The sequence below is a fragment of the Mycolicibacterium sp. SMGY-1XX genome (genome assembly GCF_059132455.1).
Map to the genome: position 1 here is coordinate 3,862,955 of NZ_CP101139.1, position 17,680 is coordinate 3,880,634.

Annotated in this window: 19 protein-coding genes; 6 read left to right on the top strand and 13 right to left on the bottom strand. The window is 67.7% G+C overall.

The genetic code is table 11. From position 1 onward, the window contains the following. Positions 1–16 precede the first annotated feature (16 nt). The 6 genes from NL241_RS18720 to bfr are packed head-to-tail and all read right to left on the bottom strand — an operon-like array spanning position 17 to position 7,022. A complete protein-coding gene (locus NL241_RS18720) occupies positions 17–1,138 on the bottom strand; it encodes an amidohydrolase family protein (protein ID WP_494394691.1) in 1,122 nt (373 codons plus the stop codon). Between the two features lies 1 nt (position 1,139). Beyond that, positions 1,140–2,492 (bottom strand): type I glutamate--ammonia ligase, encoded by a 1,353-nt coding sequence (locus tag NL241_RS18725; RefSeq protein WP_494394692.1) that lies wholly within the window; start codon positions 2,490–2,492, stop codon positions 1,140–1,142. Positions 2,493–2,509: 17 nt separating this feature from the next. Continuing rightward, on the bottom strand, positions 2,510–3,004 hold the full coding sequence (locus NL241_RS18730; RefSeq protein ID WP_487695428.1) for a carboxymuconolactone decarboxylase family protein: 495 nt from the start codon (positions 3,002–3,004) through the stop codon (positions 2,510–2,512). Positions 3,005–3,014: 10 nt separating this feature from the next. Further along, positions 3,015–5,075 (bottom strand): MDR family MFS transporter, encoded by a 2,061-nt coding sequence (locus NL241_RS18735; protein WP_494394693.1) that lies wholly within the window; start codon positions 5,073–5,075, stop codon positions 3,015–3,017. 5 nt (positions 5,076–5,080) lie between these two features. Further along, entirely contained in the window at positions 5,081–6,499 is a 1,419-nt protein-coding gene (xylB, locus tag NL241_RS18740) for a xylulokinase (RefSeq protein WP_487695425.1), read from the bottom strand. 31 nt (positions 6,500–6,530) lie between these two features. Then, positions 6,531–7,022: a bacterioferritin gene (bfr, locus tag NL241_RS18745; protein WP_487695424.1), complete on the bottom strand. Its 492-nt coding sequence runs from the start codon at positions 7,020–7,022 to the stop codon at positions 6,531–6,533. 242 nt (positions 7,023–7,264) lie between these two features. Here bfr and NL241_RS18750 point away from each other — a divergent pair, with 242 nt between their 5' ends. Continuing rightward, a complete protein-coding gene (locus NL241_RS18750; protein ID WP_487695422.1) occupies positions 7,265–7,450 on the top strand; it encodes a (2Fe-2S)-binding protein in 186 nt (61 codons plus the stop codon). Between the two features lies 1 nt (position 7,451). On the opposite strand, the gene NL241_RS18755 is transcribed toward NL241_RS18750, so the two are convergent. From NL241_RS18755 to NL241_RS18765, 3 genes are read right to left on the bottom strand one after another with little or no spacing between them, the layout of a single operon-like run. Then, a complete protein-coding gene (locus NL241_RS18755; RefSeq protein ID WP_487695421.1) occupies positions 7,452–8,219 on the bottom strand; it encodes an enoyl-CoA hydratase/isomerase family protein in 768 nt (255 codons plus the stop codon). Between the two features lie 20 nt (positions 8,220–8,239). Then, positions 8,240–8,671, bottom strand: a complete 432-nt coding sequence (locus tag NL241_RS18760) for a TIGR03618 family F420-dependent PPOX class oxidoreductase (RefSeq protein ID WP_487695420.1) — start codon at positions 8,669–8,671, stop codon at positions 8,240–8,242. Further along, on the bottom strand, positions 8,668–9,378 hold the full coding sequence (locus NL241_RS18765) for an EthD domain-containing protein (RefSeq protein WP_487695418.1): 711 nt from the start codon (positions 9,376–9,378) through the stop codon (positions 8,668–8,670). The genes NL241_RS18760 and NL241_RS18765 overlap by 4 nt, the downstream gene beginning before the upstream one ends. A gap of 33 nt (positions 9,379–9,411) precedes the next feature. Between NL241_RS18765 and NL241_RS18770 the strand changes: the two genes are divergently transcribed. After that, entirely contained in the window at positions 9,412–11,310 is a 1,899-nt protein-coding gene (locus tag NL241_RS18770; RefSeq protein WP_487695417.1) for an FUSC family protein, read from the top strand. Here the strand turns inward: NL241_RS18770 and NL241_RS18775 are convergent. Continuing rightward, positions 11,277–11,936 carry a DUF5701 family protein gene (locus NL241_RS18775; protein ID WP_494394694.1) on the bottom strand — a complete coding sequence of 220 codons (660 nt, stop codon included), beginning with the start codon at positions 11,934–11,936 and terminating at the stop codon, positions 11,277–11,279. The two genes, NL241_RS18770 and NL241_RS18775, sit on opposite strands and share 34 nt — an antisense overlap. A gap of 106 nt (positions 11,937–12,042) precedes the next feature. Here NL241_RS18775 and NL241_RS18780 point away from each other — a divergent pair, with 106 nt between their 5' ends. The 4 genes from NL241_RS18780 to NL241_RS18795 all read left to right on the top strand — a co-directional run bounded on the left by NL241_RS18780 (position 12,043) and on the right by NL241_RS18795 (position 16,470). Further along, on the top strand, positions 12,043–12,690 hold the full coding sequence (locus NL241_RS18780; protein WP_487695413.1) for a GntR family transcriptional regulator: 648 nt from the start codon (positions 12,043–12,045) through the stop codon (positions 12,688–12,690). An 84-nt stretch (positions 12,691–12,774) separates the two neighbouring features. Next, a complete protein-coding gene (locus tag NL241_RS18785) occupies positions 12,775–14,175 on the top strand; it encodes an allophanate hydrolase (RefSeq protein WP_494394695.1) in 1,401 nt (466 codons plus the stop codon). Then, a complete protein-coding gene (locus tag NL241_RS18790; protein ID WP_487695410.1) occupies positions 14,172–14,864 on the top strand; it encodes a cysteine hydrolase family protein in 693 nt (230 codons plus the stop codon). The genes NL241_RS18785 and NL241_RS18790 overlap by 4 nt, the downstream gene beginning before the upstream one ends. A gap of 13 nt (positions 14,865–14,877) precedes the next feature. Beyond that, positions 14,878–16,470 carry a SulP family inorganic anion transporter gene (locus tag NL241_RS18795; protein ID WP_487695408.1) on the top strand — a complete coding sequence of 531 codons (1,593 nt, stop codon included), beginning with the start codon at positions 14,878–14,880 and terminating at the stop codon, positions 16,468–16,470. Here the strand turns inward: NL241_RS18795 and NL241_RS18800 are convergent. Genes NL241_RS18800 through NL241_RS18810 form a run of 3 tightly spaced genes read right to left on the bottom strand, consistent with a single transcriptional unit; the run spans position 16,464 to position 17,584 of the window. Continuing rightward, the gene (locus NL241_RS18800) at positions 16,464–16,682 is read right to left on the bottom strand and encodes a helix-turn-helix domain-containing protein (protein ID WP_494394696.1); all 219 of its coding nucleotides are present in this window, start codon (positions 16,680–16,682) and stop codon (positions 16,464–16,466) included. The genes NL241_RS18795 and NL241_RS18800 overlap by 7 nt on opposite strands. Next, a complete protein-coding gene (locus NL241_RS18805) occupies positions 16,682–17,161 on the bottom strand; it encodes a DUF2975 domain-containing protein (RefSeq protein WP_494394697.1) in 480 nt (159 codons plus the stop codon). The genes NL241_RS18800 and NL241_RS18805 overlap by 1 nt, the downstream gene beginning before the upstream one ends. A gap of 39 nt (positions 17,162–17,200) precedes the next feature. After that, complete coding sequence (locus NL241_RS18810; protein ID WP_487695404.1) at positions 17,201–17,584, bottom strand: cupin domain-containing protein; 384 nt, start codon at positions 17,582–17,584, stop codon at positions 17,201–17,203. Positions 17,585–17,680: the final 96 nt, after the last annotated feature.

Sequence of the window (17,680 nt, forward strand, 5' to 3'; positions counted from 1 at the left end):
GCGGTTGTGAATCAGTTCAGGGCGCCTCGAGTCCGTAGATCCGACGCGCATTGCCCGAGGCGATGAGATCGACGACGCGGATCGCGTCCGGCTCGCTCCATTCCCCCGTCTCGACGAAACCGCTCAGTACCTGCGCGATTCCATTGCGCCACAGACGCGCGCCCAGATAGTGCAACTCGGCTGGGCCGAAAGCGTCCGATGAGTACAGGATCTTGCGGAACGGCGCCATCTCGATCAACCGGGCGATGAAGGCCGCCGCCCGGGCCCCCAGGAAATTGATGCTCAGCCCGCCGTCGAGGTAGACGTTGTTGAACGCCTGGGCCAGGTATCCCGCCTCGCGCTCGTAGGGATAACAGTGCAGCAGTGTCACCGGGGTGTCGCCGGAGTTCCGCAGGAACTCCAACAGGTGCAGCGGATTGGTGCGGTGCAGATCGCAGTCGCGATCACCGAAGCCCACGTGCAGTTGCAGCGGCTTACCGAGACGCAGACCCTGATACAGCCCGAACCGCAGCAGGGTCCGGTCGGTCAGCCGAGTGCCGCCCGTGTCACGCCAGCGTGCAGCCGCGTCCTCCACCTCGGCGGGCGCCGGTTCCGACAGGTCGCCCTCGAATCCACCGCGGTACGCGAGAATCGATTTGGTGCCCACCGCCGTGGCCGCACGCCGCTGCAGTGCCTCGGTGAACGCCGTGGCGTAATCGCCCTCGGCTGCTGCGGCCTCCTCGGCCACCTGTTCGAGCCGTACCACCTCATGGGCGTGTCCGCCGGCCAGGTTCGCGTGCTCGGCCACACCGGTGACCCCGGCGGCGAACCCGGTGTCGATCACCCAGTCGGTGACACCGGCCGCGGGCAGGAACACCTTGGCGAGCTGCTGCTCGGTGAACTCGCTGCGGCGTTCCCAGTACTGTTGTGGCTCAACATGTTCGGCCAGACTCAGCAGTGGCGCACAGTGCTTGCGCACGGCGAATCCGAGCTGGCTGTCGAACGCCGAGTCGAACGCCGCCACCGGTTCGGTGTTGGCTTCGTTGAGTCCGTTCTCGAACCGCTGCCGGGTTCCTTCACTCACCCAGCAACCGTGCACATGATGGTCGATCAGCGCCACCCCGGCCACGTGCTCAGCCAGGTGCTCAGCCAGCGACACGCTACAGGCTCCAGGCCAACCGGAACTTCGCCGTCAGATCCTCGGCGGACAGTTCACCGAACTGCTCGATCTCGTACCGCCGGACGGCCACCAGAACGTCGACCGCCTTGTCACCGAGGATCCCGCGCAGCAGCGCCGACTCGTCCAACGCCGCGATGATCTGCGGCTGCGAGTCCGGCAGCTGCACGGTGCCTGCCTCGGCCCGCTGGTCCTCACTCAGAGTGGCCGGATCGACGGCGGTCTCGGGCGGCAGCGCGGCCGAGCGCTCGATACCGTCAAGTGCCAGGCCGAGAATGGCCGCGGACGCGAAGTACGGATTGGCCGACGGGTCGACGATCTTCACCTCGACATTGGCCCCGTAGGGGTTGGCGGGGCCACCCACGAGGAACCGCACGGCGGCCTCCCGGTTCTCGGCTCCCCAGCAGGCGTGGGCACCGGCCCAGTGCCCGGGCTGCATCCGCAGCCCCGAGAGGATCGAGCCGGACAGCACACCCTGGGCCTGCGGAAGACCAGCGAGCACCCCGGCGATGGCACTCTGCCCTTCCGGTGTCATACCGTAGGGCCCGGCACCACCGGAGAACAGTGGCTGATCCCCGCGGGTGAGCGAAAAGTGCTGGTGCGCACCGGAACCCACCGCGCCGGCGAACGGCACCGGGGAGAAGCTGACCCGGAGTCCGTAGCGGCGGGCAACCCGGCTCACGATGATGCGCGCCAGCACCACATGGTCGGCCGCGGCCACCGGGGTGCGCGGCCGCAGCGAAATCTCGAACTGGTTACCGCCGTATTCGGGGTGAAACTGCTCGATGCTGACCCCCGCAGCCGTCGCCGCGGCCGTGACGTCGCGGACAAAACCTTCGTATTCGAGCACTCCCGCCAGGCCGTACTGCGCCCACGCGTTCGTCGGCAGCGCCGCACCGTCGAGCCCCACCAGGACGAACTCGAGCTCGTGACCGACCTGGGCGCGCAGCCCGTGCGCGGCCAGTTGTTCCTCGACGCGGGTCAGCACACCGCGACTGCAGGCCGGTACCCGCTGCCCGTCCTGGGTGAAGAATTCTCCCGGCGCCCAGGCCAATCCGTCACCGATGATGCGCAGCGCCGTGAGGTCGATCCGGATGCGCTCGTCACCGACCACGCTGATGTCGTCGGTGAAGGCGATGCCCGCCTGGTCGATGGCAAACCCGTGCCAGACCGGGCTGGCGCCCAGGCCGGGATCGGCGAACGCGTTGATACGCATGATCGGGACAGTCTTGGCGTGGGTGAGTCCCGCGGGATTGACCACGGTGCCCACCACTGTCACCACGTCGTTGGCCTCGAGCTGGGCTATCGATGCCGCGGGGGCAGGAGTGGCTGTCATGCAGCCATCATGCCCGGTCAGGCGCGGCTGGGAATGGTCAGCTTGCAGGTCTGGCCGATGTCGAGGGTGCGCAGCATCCGCCCCATGCCCACCCACATCGCACACGACAGCGCGAGGTCGGCCATCAATTCGTCGGAGAAGTGCGGCTTCGCACGCTCCCAGAAGTCCTCGTCGTCACGCAGTTTCGTGTGTTCGGTGCCGAAGCGGTGCGCGAACTCCGCGGCGATACGTTCCTGCTCGCTGTATCCGGGCCAGGTACGCCACTGCTCGGCGTGTTCGTAGAGTTCCTCGTCCACTCCGGCGGCGGGGCCGTCGGCGTCGCGGGTGTTGATGCAGACCGCGCACTCGTTGTCGTGGGCGATGACGATGCGGGCGAGTTCACGCACCCGCAGCGGCAACCGGTTGTTGTTGTAGACGGCGTGCGTGAAGCCCGCCATCGCGGCGCCGATCTCCGGCGACTTCAGGATCCAGCCCGCCACATCATCGTCGGGGAACTCTCCGATTCGGCTCATGGCCGCGATGCTACGCGGAGGAACCCGGCGCAGGAACGTGTTCTAGTTTTCCTGCGTCCTTTTCGGTGCCGCTCTCTCCTTGCACCAACATGCGGTGCGCGATCCGTTCCAGCGCAGCCTCGACTTCTTCACGGTCCGGCCGCCCCTGGAAGGTCGGCGACTGGGCCAGCTTGTCGACGATGCGGCCGACGATGGCGGCCGAGGCGGCGTCCACCTGGCGCACCCCGGACTGCGTGAGCCACATCTGGTCACCGGTGCGCAGGGCGTACCCGTCGGCGGTCAGTTTGTCGAAGGTGGGCTCGAGCACCTCGCACGGCATCCGGAGCCGGTCGCCGATCTCGGAGAGCCGCGCACTGCCGAACACCTGGTTCTGCCGGTATATCTGCAGCAGCGCCCACAGCCCCGCAACATCCATGTCGACGCCGTACCGGCCGGCGATGTGGCGCAGGCGGATCTCCGGGTAATCGCGGAACATCCGTCCGACGGCCGTCTCGAGGATCTTCTCCGGCGACTCGCCGCTGGGCATGCCGAAGCCCTCGCCCAGGTCGGAGGCCGAGACGGCGTCCATGTCGCGCAGCGGCACCTCTTTGAGGAAAAGCGAGACCACGAACCCGACCAGCGCCACGGGCGCCGCACACAGGAACACCTGTCCCAGCGAGTCGGCGTAGGCGTCGACAATGGGCGCCGCCATCTGGGCGGGCAGTTCGTGCAGCGCCTTGGGCGACTCGGCGGCCACCGGCGGCGCACCACCGGCGGCCAGCGCGGGTGCGATGCGGCCGGCCAGGAAGTTGGCGAACAGCGAGCCGAAGATGGCCGCGCCGAACGAACTTCCGATGGTGCGGAAGAAGGTGACACCGGAGGTCGCCACCCCCAGGTCTTCGAACCGGGAGGTGTTCTGCACGGTGAGCACCAGAACCTGCATGCACAGCCCGATACCGCAGCCCAGTACGAACAGATACATCGACTGCAACCAGATCGAAGTGGTGGCGTCCATCCGTGACAGCAGCAGGAAGCCGACGGTCATGATCGCGGTGCCGGCGATCGGGAAGATCTTGTAGCGCCCGGTGCGGCCGACGATCTGACCGCTGGCGATCGACGTGGACAACAGCCCGAGCACCATCGGCAACGTGCGAAGGCCGGACTCGGTGGCCGAGACCCCGTCGACGAACTGCATGAACGTCGGCAGGAACGTCAGCGCGCCGAGCATGGCGAAGCCGACGATGAACCCGAGGATGCAGCACACCGAGAACACCGGGCTACGGAACAACCGCATGGGCAGGATGGGCTCCCTGGCCCGAAGTTCGACCCAGATGAACACGCCCAGGGCGGCGAAGGATCCAACGAACAGCGCGATGATCACCGGTGACGTCCAGGCGTATTCGCCGCCGCCCCAACTGGTCGCCAGGGTCAGTCCGGAGGCGCCGAGCCCGACGAACAGGATGCCGGCGTAGTCGATGACGGGTTTGGTGGCCCGCGCCAGCGCCGGGATGGCGACGGCGCCGACGATCAGGACGACGACGCCGACGGGCACGTTGATCCAGAACGCCCACCGCCAGCTCAGATGGTCGGTGAAGAAACCGCCGAGCAGCGGTCCGATGACCGTGGTGACGCCGAACACCGCACCGAGCGCGCCCTGGTAGCGGCCTCGTTCACGCAGTGGGATGACCTCGCCGATCACCGCCATGGCGGTGACCATGATGGCGCCACCACCGATGCCCTGCAGCGCGCGGGCGGCCACGAGCATCGACATGGAGCCGGCCAGCCCGCACAGCACGGAGCCGGCCAGGAAGAACAGCACCGACACCTGGAACACCTGTTTGCGGCCGAACAGGTCGCCGAGCTTGCCGACGATCGCGGTGGCGATCGTTGACGCCAGCAGGTAGCTGGTGACCACCCACGACTGGTGGCCGGCGCCGCCGAGGTCGGCGACGACCGTCGGCAGCGCGGTGGCGACGATGGTTTGGTCGAGTGCGGCCAGCAACATGCCCAACAGCACGGCCACGAAGATGAGATTGCGGCGCTGAGGGCTGACGAGCGAGCTGGCCGACTCGTTGCTCACGGGGTTCGACACGGCGGTCAGACGAGCATTATCTTGCGTTGCCCCAGTGTGAGACCTCGTGCAGCGTGATACTGGTCGACGACATGGGGCGTGGGTTCCCCGGTGTACGTTTCTGAACCCTCCAGTTGCCATTGCGGTGGTTCCTCGCCGCCGACGAGCGTCCACGCGGCCTGTTTGGCCGCGCCGAGCGCGACGTACTCACCCGGGGTGGGCACTTCGACGGGACGTCCGAGCACGGCCGGTGCCAGCCGGCGCACCGCCGCGGAATGTGCGCCCCCGCCGACCAACAGGACCCGCTCGACCGCGACCCCCTGCTCGGCGATCTTGTCGAGGCAGTAGGCCATCGACGCCAACAGCCCTTCGACGGCGGCGCGGGCGACGTTGGCCGGCGAGAGGTTGGTGGTGCTCACACCCTGCAATGCGCCGCGGGCGTCGGGCAGGTTCGGTGACCGTTCGCCGTCGAAATACGGAATCCACACCAGGCCTTCGCTGCCGGCAGGTGCCGACAGCGCCAGTTCGGCGAACTGCCCGAGATCGACGCCCAGCATCTTGGCCACCGCCGCCAGCACGGGTGCGCCGTTGAGGGTGCAGACCAGCGGCAACTGCCTGCCGGTGGCGTCGGCGAAACCGGCGACAATGCCGTCGGGGTCATGCGAGGCCGTCTCACCGACCGCACTGATGACCCCCGAGGTACCCAGGGACATGACGCAATCACCCGAGGCGGCGCCCAAGCCGAGCGCGGCCGCGGCGTTGTCGCCGGCGCCGGGGCCCAGCGCGGCACCGCCGCCGGCGAGGCGCAGCGCGGACTCGTGCGGTCCGAGCACCCGGGGCAGGCGCGGGAGGCGGCCGCGAGTGGCCAACAGCAGCAGATCCTCCTTGTAGCTGTTGTCGGCGGCCGAGAAGTAACCGGTACCGCTGGCGTCGCTTCGATCGGTCACCAGATCCGCGATATCGGTGGAACCCGCCAACCGCCACGTCAGGTAATCGTGCGGAAGGCACACCGCGGCGGTGCGATCGGCGTTCTCGGGCTCATGGTCGGCCAGCCAGCGAAGCTTCGTCGCGGTGAAGGAGGCCACCGGAACCAGGCCGGTCTCCTGCGCCCAGCGGGTGGCGCCGCCGAGTTCGGCGGTCAGGTCAACCGCGGCATCCGCGGACCGGGTGTCGTTCCACAGCAACGCTTTTCGGACGACCTCACCGGAGGAATCCAGGCAGACCATGCCGTGCTGCTGGCCACCGACGGCGACGGCCTCGACATCGTCGAGCCCGCCGACACCGGCGATCGCGGTCTGCAACGCGTCCCACCAGGCAGCCGGGTCGACTTCGGTTCCGCCAGGATGCGGAGCCGAGGCCGACCTGACGATGGCGCCGGTTTCGGCGTCACAAACCAGGACCTTGCACGACTGCGTGGATGAATCGATACCCGCGACTAATGACACGCCGACGAGATTACGCGCAGGCCGCGACAGATCACTCCTGCTGCGACCCGGGCGGCCGCGAGACGCACTGCGCGAGGTAGAGCTCTTCACCCAGGCGGTCCATCAGCTGCAGCTGAGTTTCGAGGTAGTCGATGTGTTCTTCCTCGTCGGCCATGATCTTCTCGAGCAGGTTGGCACTGGTGCTGTCCTGTTTCTCTCGGCACAGGATGATGCCGGGGCGCAGCCGTTCGGCCACCTCGAGTTCGATGGCCAGATCCGACTCGAACTGCTCACGCAGGGTCTGGCCGACCCGCAGCGAGAACAGCCGCTGATAGTTGGGCAGCCCGTCCAGCAACAGGATGCGGTCGGTGAGCGCCTCCGCATGCTGCATCTCTTCGAACGATTCCTTGCGGGTGTGCGCGGCCACCTCGGTGAAGCCCCAGCTGTCCTGCATCTTGGAGTGCAGGAAGTACTGATTGATCGCCGTCAGTTCGCTGGTCAGCTGCTCGTTGAGCAACTTGAGGACGTCTGGATCGCCTTGCATGGGGGCTCCTTCGAAGGGCGCGAACGGCATGACAGATGGGCTGACAACACGAGGAAACTGCAGTGGCTCGCGGGCGCGCTGGGCTGTGCGCGGATCCGCTGCTCCCACGAATCTAGCCCAGTTCAGCGGTCAAAGCACGCATGAATCGCCGGAAAAACCCATCTCTACCTGCGGTTTTAACGTAGGCACACCTAACTGAGGATGCCCTAACACTTCGGGCCTACTTAGGTTAGACTGCGCTAATGTACGTCTGCCTCTGCACCGGCGCGACGAGCCATTGTGTCGCCGACGCGATCGCCAAGGGCGCCTGCACGTCCAAGCAGGTTGCCGCAGCGTGCGGGGCAGGTTCGGACTGTGGGCGGTGCCGCGTGACCGTGCGGGCGATCATTGCCGCAACGTTGGCCGCCGACACCGCGGTGGCATCCTGAACTAGGACTTTTCGTCGGCCGCCTTGTCATTGAACACGGCCAAGGCCTCCGCGTTCGCCTGCGCCCCCATCAACTCGACAAAACACGCGTTCTCTCGCGCCCGTGCCGCCTCGATCTCGGCCCGGATCGGGGCCACCATCGTCGCTTTGACGGCCTGCAGGCTGGCGATCGGCCGCGATGCCAGCACAGCGGCGTGCGTGTGGGCCTCGGTCAGCAACTCCTCCGGTTCGCACACCTTCCACACCAGACCCATCCGCAGCGCCTCGGCTGCGCTCACCCATTCCGACGACATCAGCAGCCAGGCGGCGTTCTGGTGACCGATCAGCCGCGGCAACAGGTAGGACGACGCCGCCTCCGGGGCCACCCCGAGACTGGTGAACGGGCACTTCAGCTTCGCCGTGCTGGCCATGAACGCGATATCGGCGAAACCCAGGATCGTCGTGCCGATGCCCACCCCCAAGCCGTTGACAGCGCAGATCAGCGGCTTGGGAAACGCGGTGAGGGCGTCGATGAGACCCAGGAAACCGTATTCGCCGGGAGTGAAGTCCGGATCGGTGATGCGGGCCTGCATCTCGGCGAGATCGGTGCCCGCACTGAACGCGCGGCCCTGCCCGGTGATCAGCACGACCGCGACCTCGGGATCGTCGGCGGCCTCCCGCAAGGCGACCGTGGTGGCATCGTAGAGCGCCTCGTTGAAGGCGTTGAGCGCCTCCGGACGGCTGAGCGTCAGCGTGCGGACCCGGTTGTCATCGGCGATCTGCAGTGTCACGCCTGTAGAGACTAGAGGCTCTAGTTCGAGTAGATGCGTGTTGGTGTGATCAGCACCGCGGTGCGGCGCTGCCGCACCATCTCTCGGTCGTAGGCATCCCAGTCGTCATGGGTACCGCCGGCGGCGGTGAAGATCTGCCGTAACAGCTGGGGCAGGTCGGTCAGCCAGTCCACCGGGTCATCGGGTCCGGCCAGTTCCGCCCGGCCCTCGACAGTGGCCCACTGCCAGCCGGCGCGGAAGGTGGCGGCCAGGGCGGGCCGCTGCCGGAGGTTGGCCAGTTTGACCTTGCCGTAGGTGACGAAGGCCAGCACCGGTGTGCCGGTGGACGGGTGGTCGATGATGCCCGCGTTGACCAAAGAGGCCTGGACCGTGCCGTCGGCACGCACGGTCGAGACCACGGCCAGCCCGCTCTCGGCCCGGGCAAGCGCGACAGCTTCGCGGAGGCTGGTCATGACCGTGCGAACGCGTCACGCCACACATAGCGGCTGGTGGGTACCGTGTCGATGTTCTCGTTGGCGCCGAAGGCCGATGTGCTGGCCACCATCCGGGTGATCCGACGACCGAGCTCATCATCGTCGTCGGCGCCGAAGAACGCCTTGAGATCGGTGACGGCGGCATCGGGGAACAGCTCCTCGACAATGGCGGCCAGTTCGGGCGCGCCGGGCGTCACCGCACGCACGACGGCGTTCTGGATGTAGCCGAAGGTGTCCTGCGTTTCGATGGCCACCGGGGTGTGGTCGATCTGCCACCGGTGCCGCCAGGTGGCCTCATCGAGCCCGGCCGGCCTGCGCAACAGCGCAATGTTTGCCAAACCGCTTGTCCTGCTGCCGAATTCAGTCTCCGGCGGCGCAAGCGGGATCGATTCGGTGACCAGGTAGCCGAAAACGTCGGCGGCGACGGCCTCGAGCACGGCGGCGGCCGCGTCCAGCTGCGGGCCGTAGGACTGCTGGGTCCACACACTCACCACCGCGTTCACCGGAGGATCGAGTGTGGACAGCGTCATCAGCGAGTCTCGCACCGCGGCATCCTTGACATTGACCGTCAGTCCGGGCAGACCGAGATCCAGTAGCTCGGCAGCCGCCGGCCCCCGCAACTGGTCGCACCAGGCGTCGTCGCCCCCGCCGGGCTCGGCGCGGAGCACGAAGATGACCTTCTCCATGGATGGAATCTACCTGCTGGGCAGCAGCGCATAATGTCTGAGATGAGGCCGGCATGGCCGTACATCGGCGAGGTGGCGCGCAGCCTGCTCGGAATCCTGCTGGCGGTGGTGCTCGCCCTCGAATGGGGGTCGCCGGGCGCGGCGATGGCCGCAGGTGGCAGCGCGGCCATCGCCGGGGCGGTGGCCCTGCAAGACAATCCACGACGCATGCCGAGGGTGCTCGGGGTGTCGGCTCTCGCCGCGATCGTCACGCTGGCCGGCTCCTGGGCGGCAGCACACGACGTGCTGTTCCTCCTTGTGGTCGTGATGTGCGCGGTGGCCGCGGGACTGGCATGGGCGGTGAGCGCCGACGCGGGTCTGGTGGCGACAGCGCTGGGTGCGCTGCTGGTGACATGCGGGCATCAGCCCGCCCCCTTGGGTGCCGCGTCGATCACCGCACTGTTGGCCCTCGCCGGCGGCCTGACCCAGGCGCTGCTGGTCGCGGCATGGCCGCGACGTCAGTGGCACATCCAGCGGACCGCGCTCACCACCGCCTATCGCTCGGTGGCCACCGGGGCCCGGGAACTGGTGGCCGATCCGGCCGCGACTTTGGACGTGGCACCACTGCTGACCCTGCGCGAGGCCTATACCCGTCCGCGCTACGGCCTACCCGAGCGCATAGCGATGAGTCTGACTGCACTGCAGTCTGATTCGCAGAACCCGGCCACCCACACCGTGGTGTCGGCCGCCGCTGACACCCTCGACGCCCTCGGCGGTGGTGGTCGCAGCGACGCCGAGGAGGCGCTGGCCGCCCTGGACCGGGCGGTCGACCGAGTACCGAAGACAGCGATGGCCCGGGCGCGCCGCCTCCAGGCGCAATTGCACGAGGCGACGGCGCTGCGGTTCACCGGGTCCGGCGTACCGGTGCGGGCCGTCGGTTCGGTGCTCGCGTCGCTGCGGGCCCAGCTCAGGTGGAGCTCGCCGATTCTCCGGCATGCGATGCGACTGGCGGGCGCCGCGGCGATCGGAACCGCCGTCGCGGCGGTCACCGGGATGCCCCGGGGCTACTGGATCGCGCTGACCGTCTTTCTGGTGTTACGTCCCGAAACCGCCCATACCTACACCCTCTGCGTCATCCGGGTTCTCGCCACCATCGGCGGTATCACCCTGGCCACCTCGGCCACTGTCCTCTGGCACCCCACCGGGGTGGTGTCGGCCGTCTTTGCGGTGCTGTTCGTCGGCGCCGCGTACGCCGTGCAAGGCCTCGGCCACGTTCCGGCGATAGTTGCGCTGAGTGCGGCGATCGTGTTCCTGATCGACATCGAGGGTTCGGTGCCCCGGGAGGCCTGGCGTGAGCGGTTGCTGGCGGCGGGCCTGGGGGCGGCCCTGGCCATCGGCAGTCACGTGCTGCTCCCGGATGGCGCACTGGTGCGCCTGTATCAGCGCGCGGGCGAACTACTGAAGGCCGAAATCGATTATGCCGCAACGGTGATCAGCGCCTTCGTCCATCCACTCTCCGATGCCGAGACCGTGATCGCCGCCGCCTGGGAGCGTGCCATGCGGGCGCGATCAGCATTCGACGCGGCCAGCGGCAGCGTGCACGCGGACGCCTCGGTGGTCCGACGCTGGCTCACCACCTACCGGGCGGGACTCAACGCGATCACCGCATCGTGCGCCGTGCTCGAACGCCACGTTGCCGGGGTGCGACCGGAAACCCTGGACCGCCGCTTCGTGGTGGCGGTGGACGATTTCGTCGATGCGCTGCGCGGGGACACGCCGCGCGCGGGACGCGCCTGGACCCTGGACGCCACGCACTTGGTGGCCGCCGAACAGCAGCTCCGCGAATCCGCGACCTCGTTTCTGGACAAATCGCACATCGCCCAGCGTGTCCTGGCGGTGGAGGTCGAGACGATCACCCGTCACCTGCTGTCGATCGCCGACGCCGAGAGCTGAACCTCGCTCCGGCCCGCGGCGGACGCGAAACCCAGCCAGGTGTGCCGATTGCCCGCCCAGCACCAGCCGACTTTCGGGGCGTCGCGGCGGGCGCGACCGTCGCGGCCGGTGCCGTTGCTGATCCACAGCGCGGGGGTGCGGCTGTCCAGAGCGCCGTTCGGCCGGCGCAACCGCGAGGCGATGGTCATGAAGCAGTGATTGCGCTCCAGGACGGCGGGGCACTGGATCACCCACTGGATTCCCTCGGTCAGAGTGAGCGGTGTGCGTCCGGCCCCGGCGATGGCCGGTAGCGCCTCGTCGGGGCTCCAGTTCACCATCTCGTCTCCCCGCTGGGGATCCTCCACGAGGTAGAACGCCGTTGTCGGCACGGTCACCGACTCGATGGGACGGAACTCGTCGACGTCGGTCATATCGGTGACCACGAACCCCGCTTTGCCTGCGCGTGTCATCTGTGGGGCCAGCGCCGACGCCGGCGCCCACCGCGGGTTCAGCACCAGCAGGCCCCGCCCGGACGGCAGCGAACCGCTGACACCGCCGATGATCCCCAGATCGGCCAATCGCCGGGCCTGCGCTCCGATTTCAGGTAGATCGTGTGAAGCCTTGGTGGCGTGGTCATTTCGCGTCATGCCGCATCGTCCTCCCGCATTTCAGCTTAGCCAGCCTCCGGCAGCACCTTTATTGTTGTCGACAATCGACGCGATCCACCCTCGAGAGGACCTCCGGACTCCAGCCATGGCGGCACCCAGACAGCACACCCTGCCCGCGACCCTGAACGAGGTCGCGGCCCGCCGCGTACGGGACGCCATCATGAGCGGCGCACTGCAGCCCGGTGAGAAGATCATCGAGGAACAGTTGTGCGCCGACCTGGGCATCAGCCGGGCGCCGCTGCGCGAGGCGTTACGGCAATTGGCCCAACAGGGCCTCGTCGAGCACCTGCCCCGGCGAGGATCGCGGGTCACGGCCTGGTCGCCGCGGGACATCCTGCAGTTGTTCGAACTGCGCGGGGTGCTCGAGCGTCACGCCATCGAAGGCGCACTGCCCCTGGGCGACCCGGCCTCGGCGCTGCGTCCGGTCCACGAGGCGCTGGCCCAGATGAAGGCCGCCGCAACCGACCTCGACCGCGACGATGCCCACCGCGAGTTCCACGCCGCCGTCGTCGCACTGGCCGACAACCGCCAACTCGACATCGCCCTGGAACCGATCCTGCTGAAGCTGCAGCTGCCCATGGCGGTCAATCTGCGCGAAGAGGCGCGGCACCACCACGCCGACGACGGTATCGAGCGGCATGAGGCCATCGTGGCGGCGCTGTCGACCAACGACGCCGCGGTGGTACTGGCCGCCATGCACGATCACGGTCACCTGAGCTACCTGCGGCTGTAGTCGCCCTCGTTGCACCGGCGTTGCTAACACAATCGACACACAGCCGACCTCACAGCGCCATCATTCTGTCGACAATCGACAGTTATGGTTACGTACTCCCCCGGGCCGTCGCTGGGCCCCTCCGCCGCGGAGATCCTCGAATCCCACGCCGGCGGTTCGGGTTCGCCCACCAAGACCGCGGCCCGGGTGGCCGACGCCATCGCCGCCCGCGGTGAGGACGGGACGTGGCTGTCCACGGTGCCCCGCGAGGAACTGTTGGCGGCGGCCAGGGAGATCGAAAACCGCCCTGGCGCAAGGGCTCTGCCCCTCTATGGGGTGCCTTTCGGCGTCAAGGACAGCATCGACGTCGCGGGGGTACCGACCACCCTGTCGTGCCCGGACTACTCCTACGTGGCCACCAGCACCGCCCCCGTCGTACAGCGCCTGCTCGACGCCGGCGCCCTCTACGTCGGCAAGACCAATCTCGACCAATTCGCCACCGGCCTGAACGGCACCCGCACCCCGTACCCGATGCCGCGCAGTGTGTACGGCGGCAATATGATCTCCGGCGGCTCCAGCTCGGGTTCGGCCTTGGCCGTGGCCCTGGGTCAGGTGCCCTTCGCCGTGGCCACCGACACCGCCGGATCCGGCCGGGTACCCGCGGCGCTCAACGGCGTCATCGGGTTCAAACCCTCACGGGGCCTGATCAGTACGGTCGGACTGGTACCGGCGTGCAAGTCGCTGGACTGCATCACGCTGATGGCCGGATGCATCGACGACGTGGACCGCGCCTTCGACGTGATGGCGGGCCGCGATGACGACGACGCGTGGTCCCGAGACCGCGGCCCCCGATTCGACGGTGCGCCGATCCGTGTCGGACTGCCCGCCGTCGACGAACTCGAGTTCTTCGGCGACGAGGCCATGAAACAGGCCCACCTGGCGTTCCGGCACCGACTGGCCGGCCAGGTCGACACCGTGGAGGTGTCGCTGGCGCCGTTCCTGGCCGCCGGCGAACTGCTCTACCAGGGTCCGTGGGTTGCCGAGCGGCTGGTGGTGTTCGGGGACTTCCTTGCCGCTCAGCCTGATTCGATCCATCCGGTGGTACGCGACATCCTGCTCAGCGGGCAGAAATACACCGCCGTCGACGCCTTCGCCGCGCTGCAGCGCCTGCAGGAACTGCGCGCGGAGGTCGGGCGGCTGTGGCAGGGCATGGATGTTCTGGTGGTACCGACGATCGGGACCACCTTCACCGTCGAGCAGGTGCTCGACCGGCCCATCGAGACCAACACGATGCTGGGTCACTACACCCACTTCGGAAATCTGCTGGACCTGCTGGGCGTAGCGGTGCCGCTCGGCACCCTCTCCGACGGGCGGCCCTACAGCGCCACCCTGCTCGGCGCCGCACAGACCGACGATGTGGCGCTGCAGCTGGCGGCTCAGCTGCTCGACGAACCGCGTTCGGCCCTTTCCCAGTCCGCTGATCTGACCTCCGAGGAGCATGTGTGAACACCGCCGTCGACATTCCCGCAGCGCCGTCCCCGTTCTCCCTCGTCGCAGGCAAGACTGCCCTGATCGTCATCGACATGCAGCGGGATTTCCTGCTGCCCGGCGGTTTCGGGGAAAGTCTCGGCAACGACGTCGACCAGCTGCTGAAAGTGGTGCCGCCACTGGCGGCGCTGATCGCCGCGGCCCGCGAGGCCGGCGTCATGGTGATCCACACCCGCGAGGGGCACCGGCCCGACCTGGCCGACTGCCCGCCGGCCAAGCTGAACCGCGGTGCGCCGTCGAAACGCATCGGAGATCCCGGCAAGTACGGACGGATTCTGATCCGCGGCGAGTACGGCCACGACATCGTCGACGAGTTGGCACCGATCGAGGGTGAACTCGTGATCGACAAACCCGGAAAGGGCGCGTTCTACGCCACCGAACTACAGGACGTGCTGACCGCGGCGGGGATCACCCAGTTGCTGGTCACCGGCGTCACCACCGAGGTGTGTGTGCACACCACCACCCGCGAGGCCAACGACCGGGGTTATGAATGCCTGGTCGTATCCGATTGTGTCGGTTCGTATTTCCCAGAGTTCCAGGAAGTCGGCCTGAAGATGATCGCGGCCCAGGGCGGCATCTTCGGGTGGGTCGCCGACACCGGCGCCGTCATTCCCGCACTCAACGCCCTGACCCCGACAGCCGCCTGAAAGGACTCTCGACATGAGCACTGACGTCACACCCGCGGACCCGCCGGTTCACAAGTCGGCCGGCTCCGGCGTCTCCTGGTGGACCCGAGGCGACCTCAACGCGTTCTTCGGTCTCGGGTTCAACATCCTGGTCAACGTCTTGACCTTGACAGGTCTGATGATCGGGGTCATCGCCGTGCCTGCCGGCGACGTGCTCGGGACCGTGCTCCCGGCCCTCGGGGTGGCGCTGATCCTGGGCAACTTGTACTACACGTTCCTGGCCCGGCGGCTGGCCAAACGGGAAAACCGCTCGGACGTCACGGCTTTGCCGTACGGGCCGAGTGTGCCGCACATGTTCATCGTGGTGTTCGTGGTGATGCTGCCGGTGTACCTGAACACCGATGATCCCGTGCGCGCCTGGGAGGCGGGTCTGGCGTGGGCCTTCCTGATCGGCGTCATCGTGATGATCGGCGCGTTCGTCGGCCCCTACATCCGCAAGCTCACCCCGCGGGCGGCCATGCTGGGCACCCTGGCCGGTATCTCCATCACTTTCATCTCCATGCGACCGGCGGCGCAGATGTGGGAGGCCGCCTGGATCGGTCTGCCGGTGCTGGCGATCATCCTGATCGGGTTCTTCACCAACATGAAGCTGCCGTTCAACATCCCGGTGGGTCTGGCCGCGCTGCTGGTGGGCACGGCAATCGGCTGGATCGGCGGTTTCATGTCGGCGCCCGACGTGGGTGCTGCGGTCACCAACATCGCGATCGGAATCCCTGATCTGCGTATCGATCTGCTGTTCAACGGCCTGTCCGACCTTGCTCCCCTGCTCGGTACCGCCATTCCGCTGGGTGTGTACAACTTCACCGAGGCCATGAGCAATGTCGAGAGCGCCGCGGCCGCCGGGGACAACTACAACCTGCGCAGCGTGCTGCTGGCCGACGGTGCCGGCGCGGTGATCGGATCGGCGTTCGGTTCGCCGTTCCCGCCGGCGGTCTACATCGGCCACCCGGGCTGGAAAGATGCCGGCGGCCGGGCTTCCTACTCACTGGCCAGCGGCGTCGCCATCGGAATCCTGTGCTTCATCGGACTTTTCGGCGTGCTGGACGCGCTACTGCCGGTACCCGCGATCGTGCCGATCCTGCTGTACATCGGTCTGCTGATCGGTGCGCAGGCGTTCCAGGCGGTGCCCCGGCTGCACGCGGTGGCCGTGGTGGCCGCGCTGCTACCGAATCTCGCGGAGTGGGGCCGAGGCCTGATCGACAACGCGCTCAATGCTGCCGGTACCTCTGCCGCCGAGGTCGGGATGGAAGCACTCAACGGCGCCGGTGTGGTGTACGAAGGCCTCAAGGTGCTCGGCGAGGGCGCGGTGCTGGTGGGCCTGATCCTGGGCAGCATGGTGTGCTTCATCCTGGAGAAGAAATTCCGCTACGCCGCGATCGCCGCGGGGGTGGGCGCGGCGCTGTCGTTCATCGGCCTGATCCACGCTCCACAGGTCGAGTGGGCGGCCAACCCGGCGGTGTCACTGGGTTATCTGTTCTTCGCGGTGGTGTGCCTGGCCTACTCACTGCTGCCGGGGTCCAAGGATCCGGTGGAGATCGACGAGTCCGACGTGGTGGCGGGTCACTGATCGGAGTCGTCGTCCACCCATTCCAGGAGATCACCGGGTTGGCAGCCGAGTACCCGGCACATGGCGTCCAGCGTGCTCAATCGGACGGCCTTGGCGCGGCCGTTCTTCAGCACCGCCACATTGGCCGGGGTGAGACCGACCTGCTCGGCGAAGTCGCCGACACTCATCTTCCGCTTGGCCAGTTCGACATCGATCCGCACCACGATCGCCATCAGATGACGGCATCCATGTCGGCGCGCAATGCGGTGGCCTGCCGCAACAGCGAGCGCATGACCACCACCACCAGTCCGAACACCGCCCCCGCGACCAGCAGGAGGAACAACAACAGCGGCAGCCCGGGATCGTCGGCCCGGAAACCCACGATCAGGAACACCGCCAGGAACACCGACCAGCCGGCGCCGATGGCCCAGAGGATGCCGTCCACCCACACCAGGGCGCGGGTGTCGAAGATGCGGTCGTCCCGCACCAGGGTGAGCAGTTTCCAGGTGCACACGAGGACCACCTGTGCGCAGCACACCCCGAAGACGGCCAATGCGGTGAGCGGCCAGCGCAGGTGGGCCTGAGCGGGTGACTCCGCGGCCAGGTGGGCGAACTGCCCTGGCAGCGAAAAGGTCTGCAGCAGCACCAGTATCGCGAAGAGGACGCCCAGAAACGCCTTGATCGCGGTCACCACGTACCGGGCTCCGGTCATTGCATGACTATCGCTCGATATCTATCGATTGTCAATCGATCAATCGGGAACGAACGGCACCTCGGCCCCGGGCGCCAGCACCACGTACATGCGGCGCCAGGGATCGTCGTCCTGTAGCTGCCACTGGTGCCCGCTGCCGGCGGTGTCCTCGGCGAGTAGCACGTCGCCGGGGCGCAGAGTGAACTGCTCGCCGTCACGGGTGACGAACCGCAGTGTGCCCGAGAGAGTTACGACGAGCTGGCGCACCGGGGCGGTGTGCCACGCCAACGAGCCCCCGCCGGCTGTCTCCTCGACCGTGACGTGCGCGGCGGACATCGACGGTGACACCAGGTCGTCGTTGCGGCCCGGGCGGATGGCAAGCTGCCCGATCTGCACATGCGAACCACCGTCCTGCCCGGTCCACAGCCGAACACAGCGAATCATGACGGTGATGCTACGGGTGCGGCTCCCTCCGGAGAGGAACGCCGCTGCGGACAGCCAAGCCGTGACGAGCCGGGATCCGACGATCTAGGGTTTTGA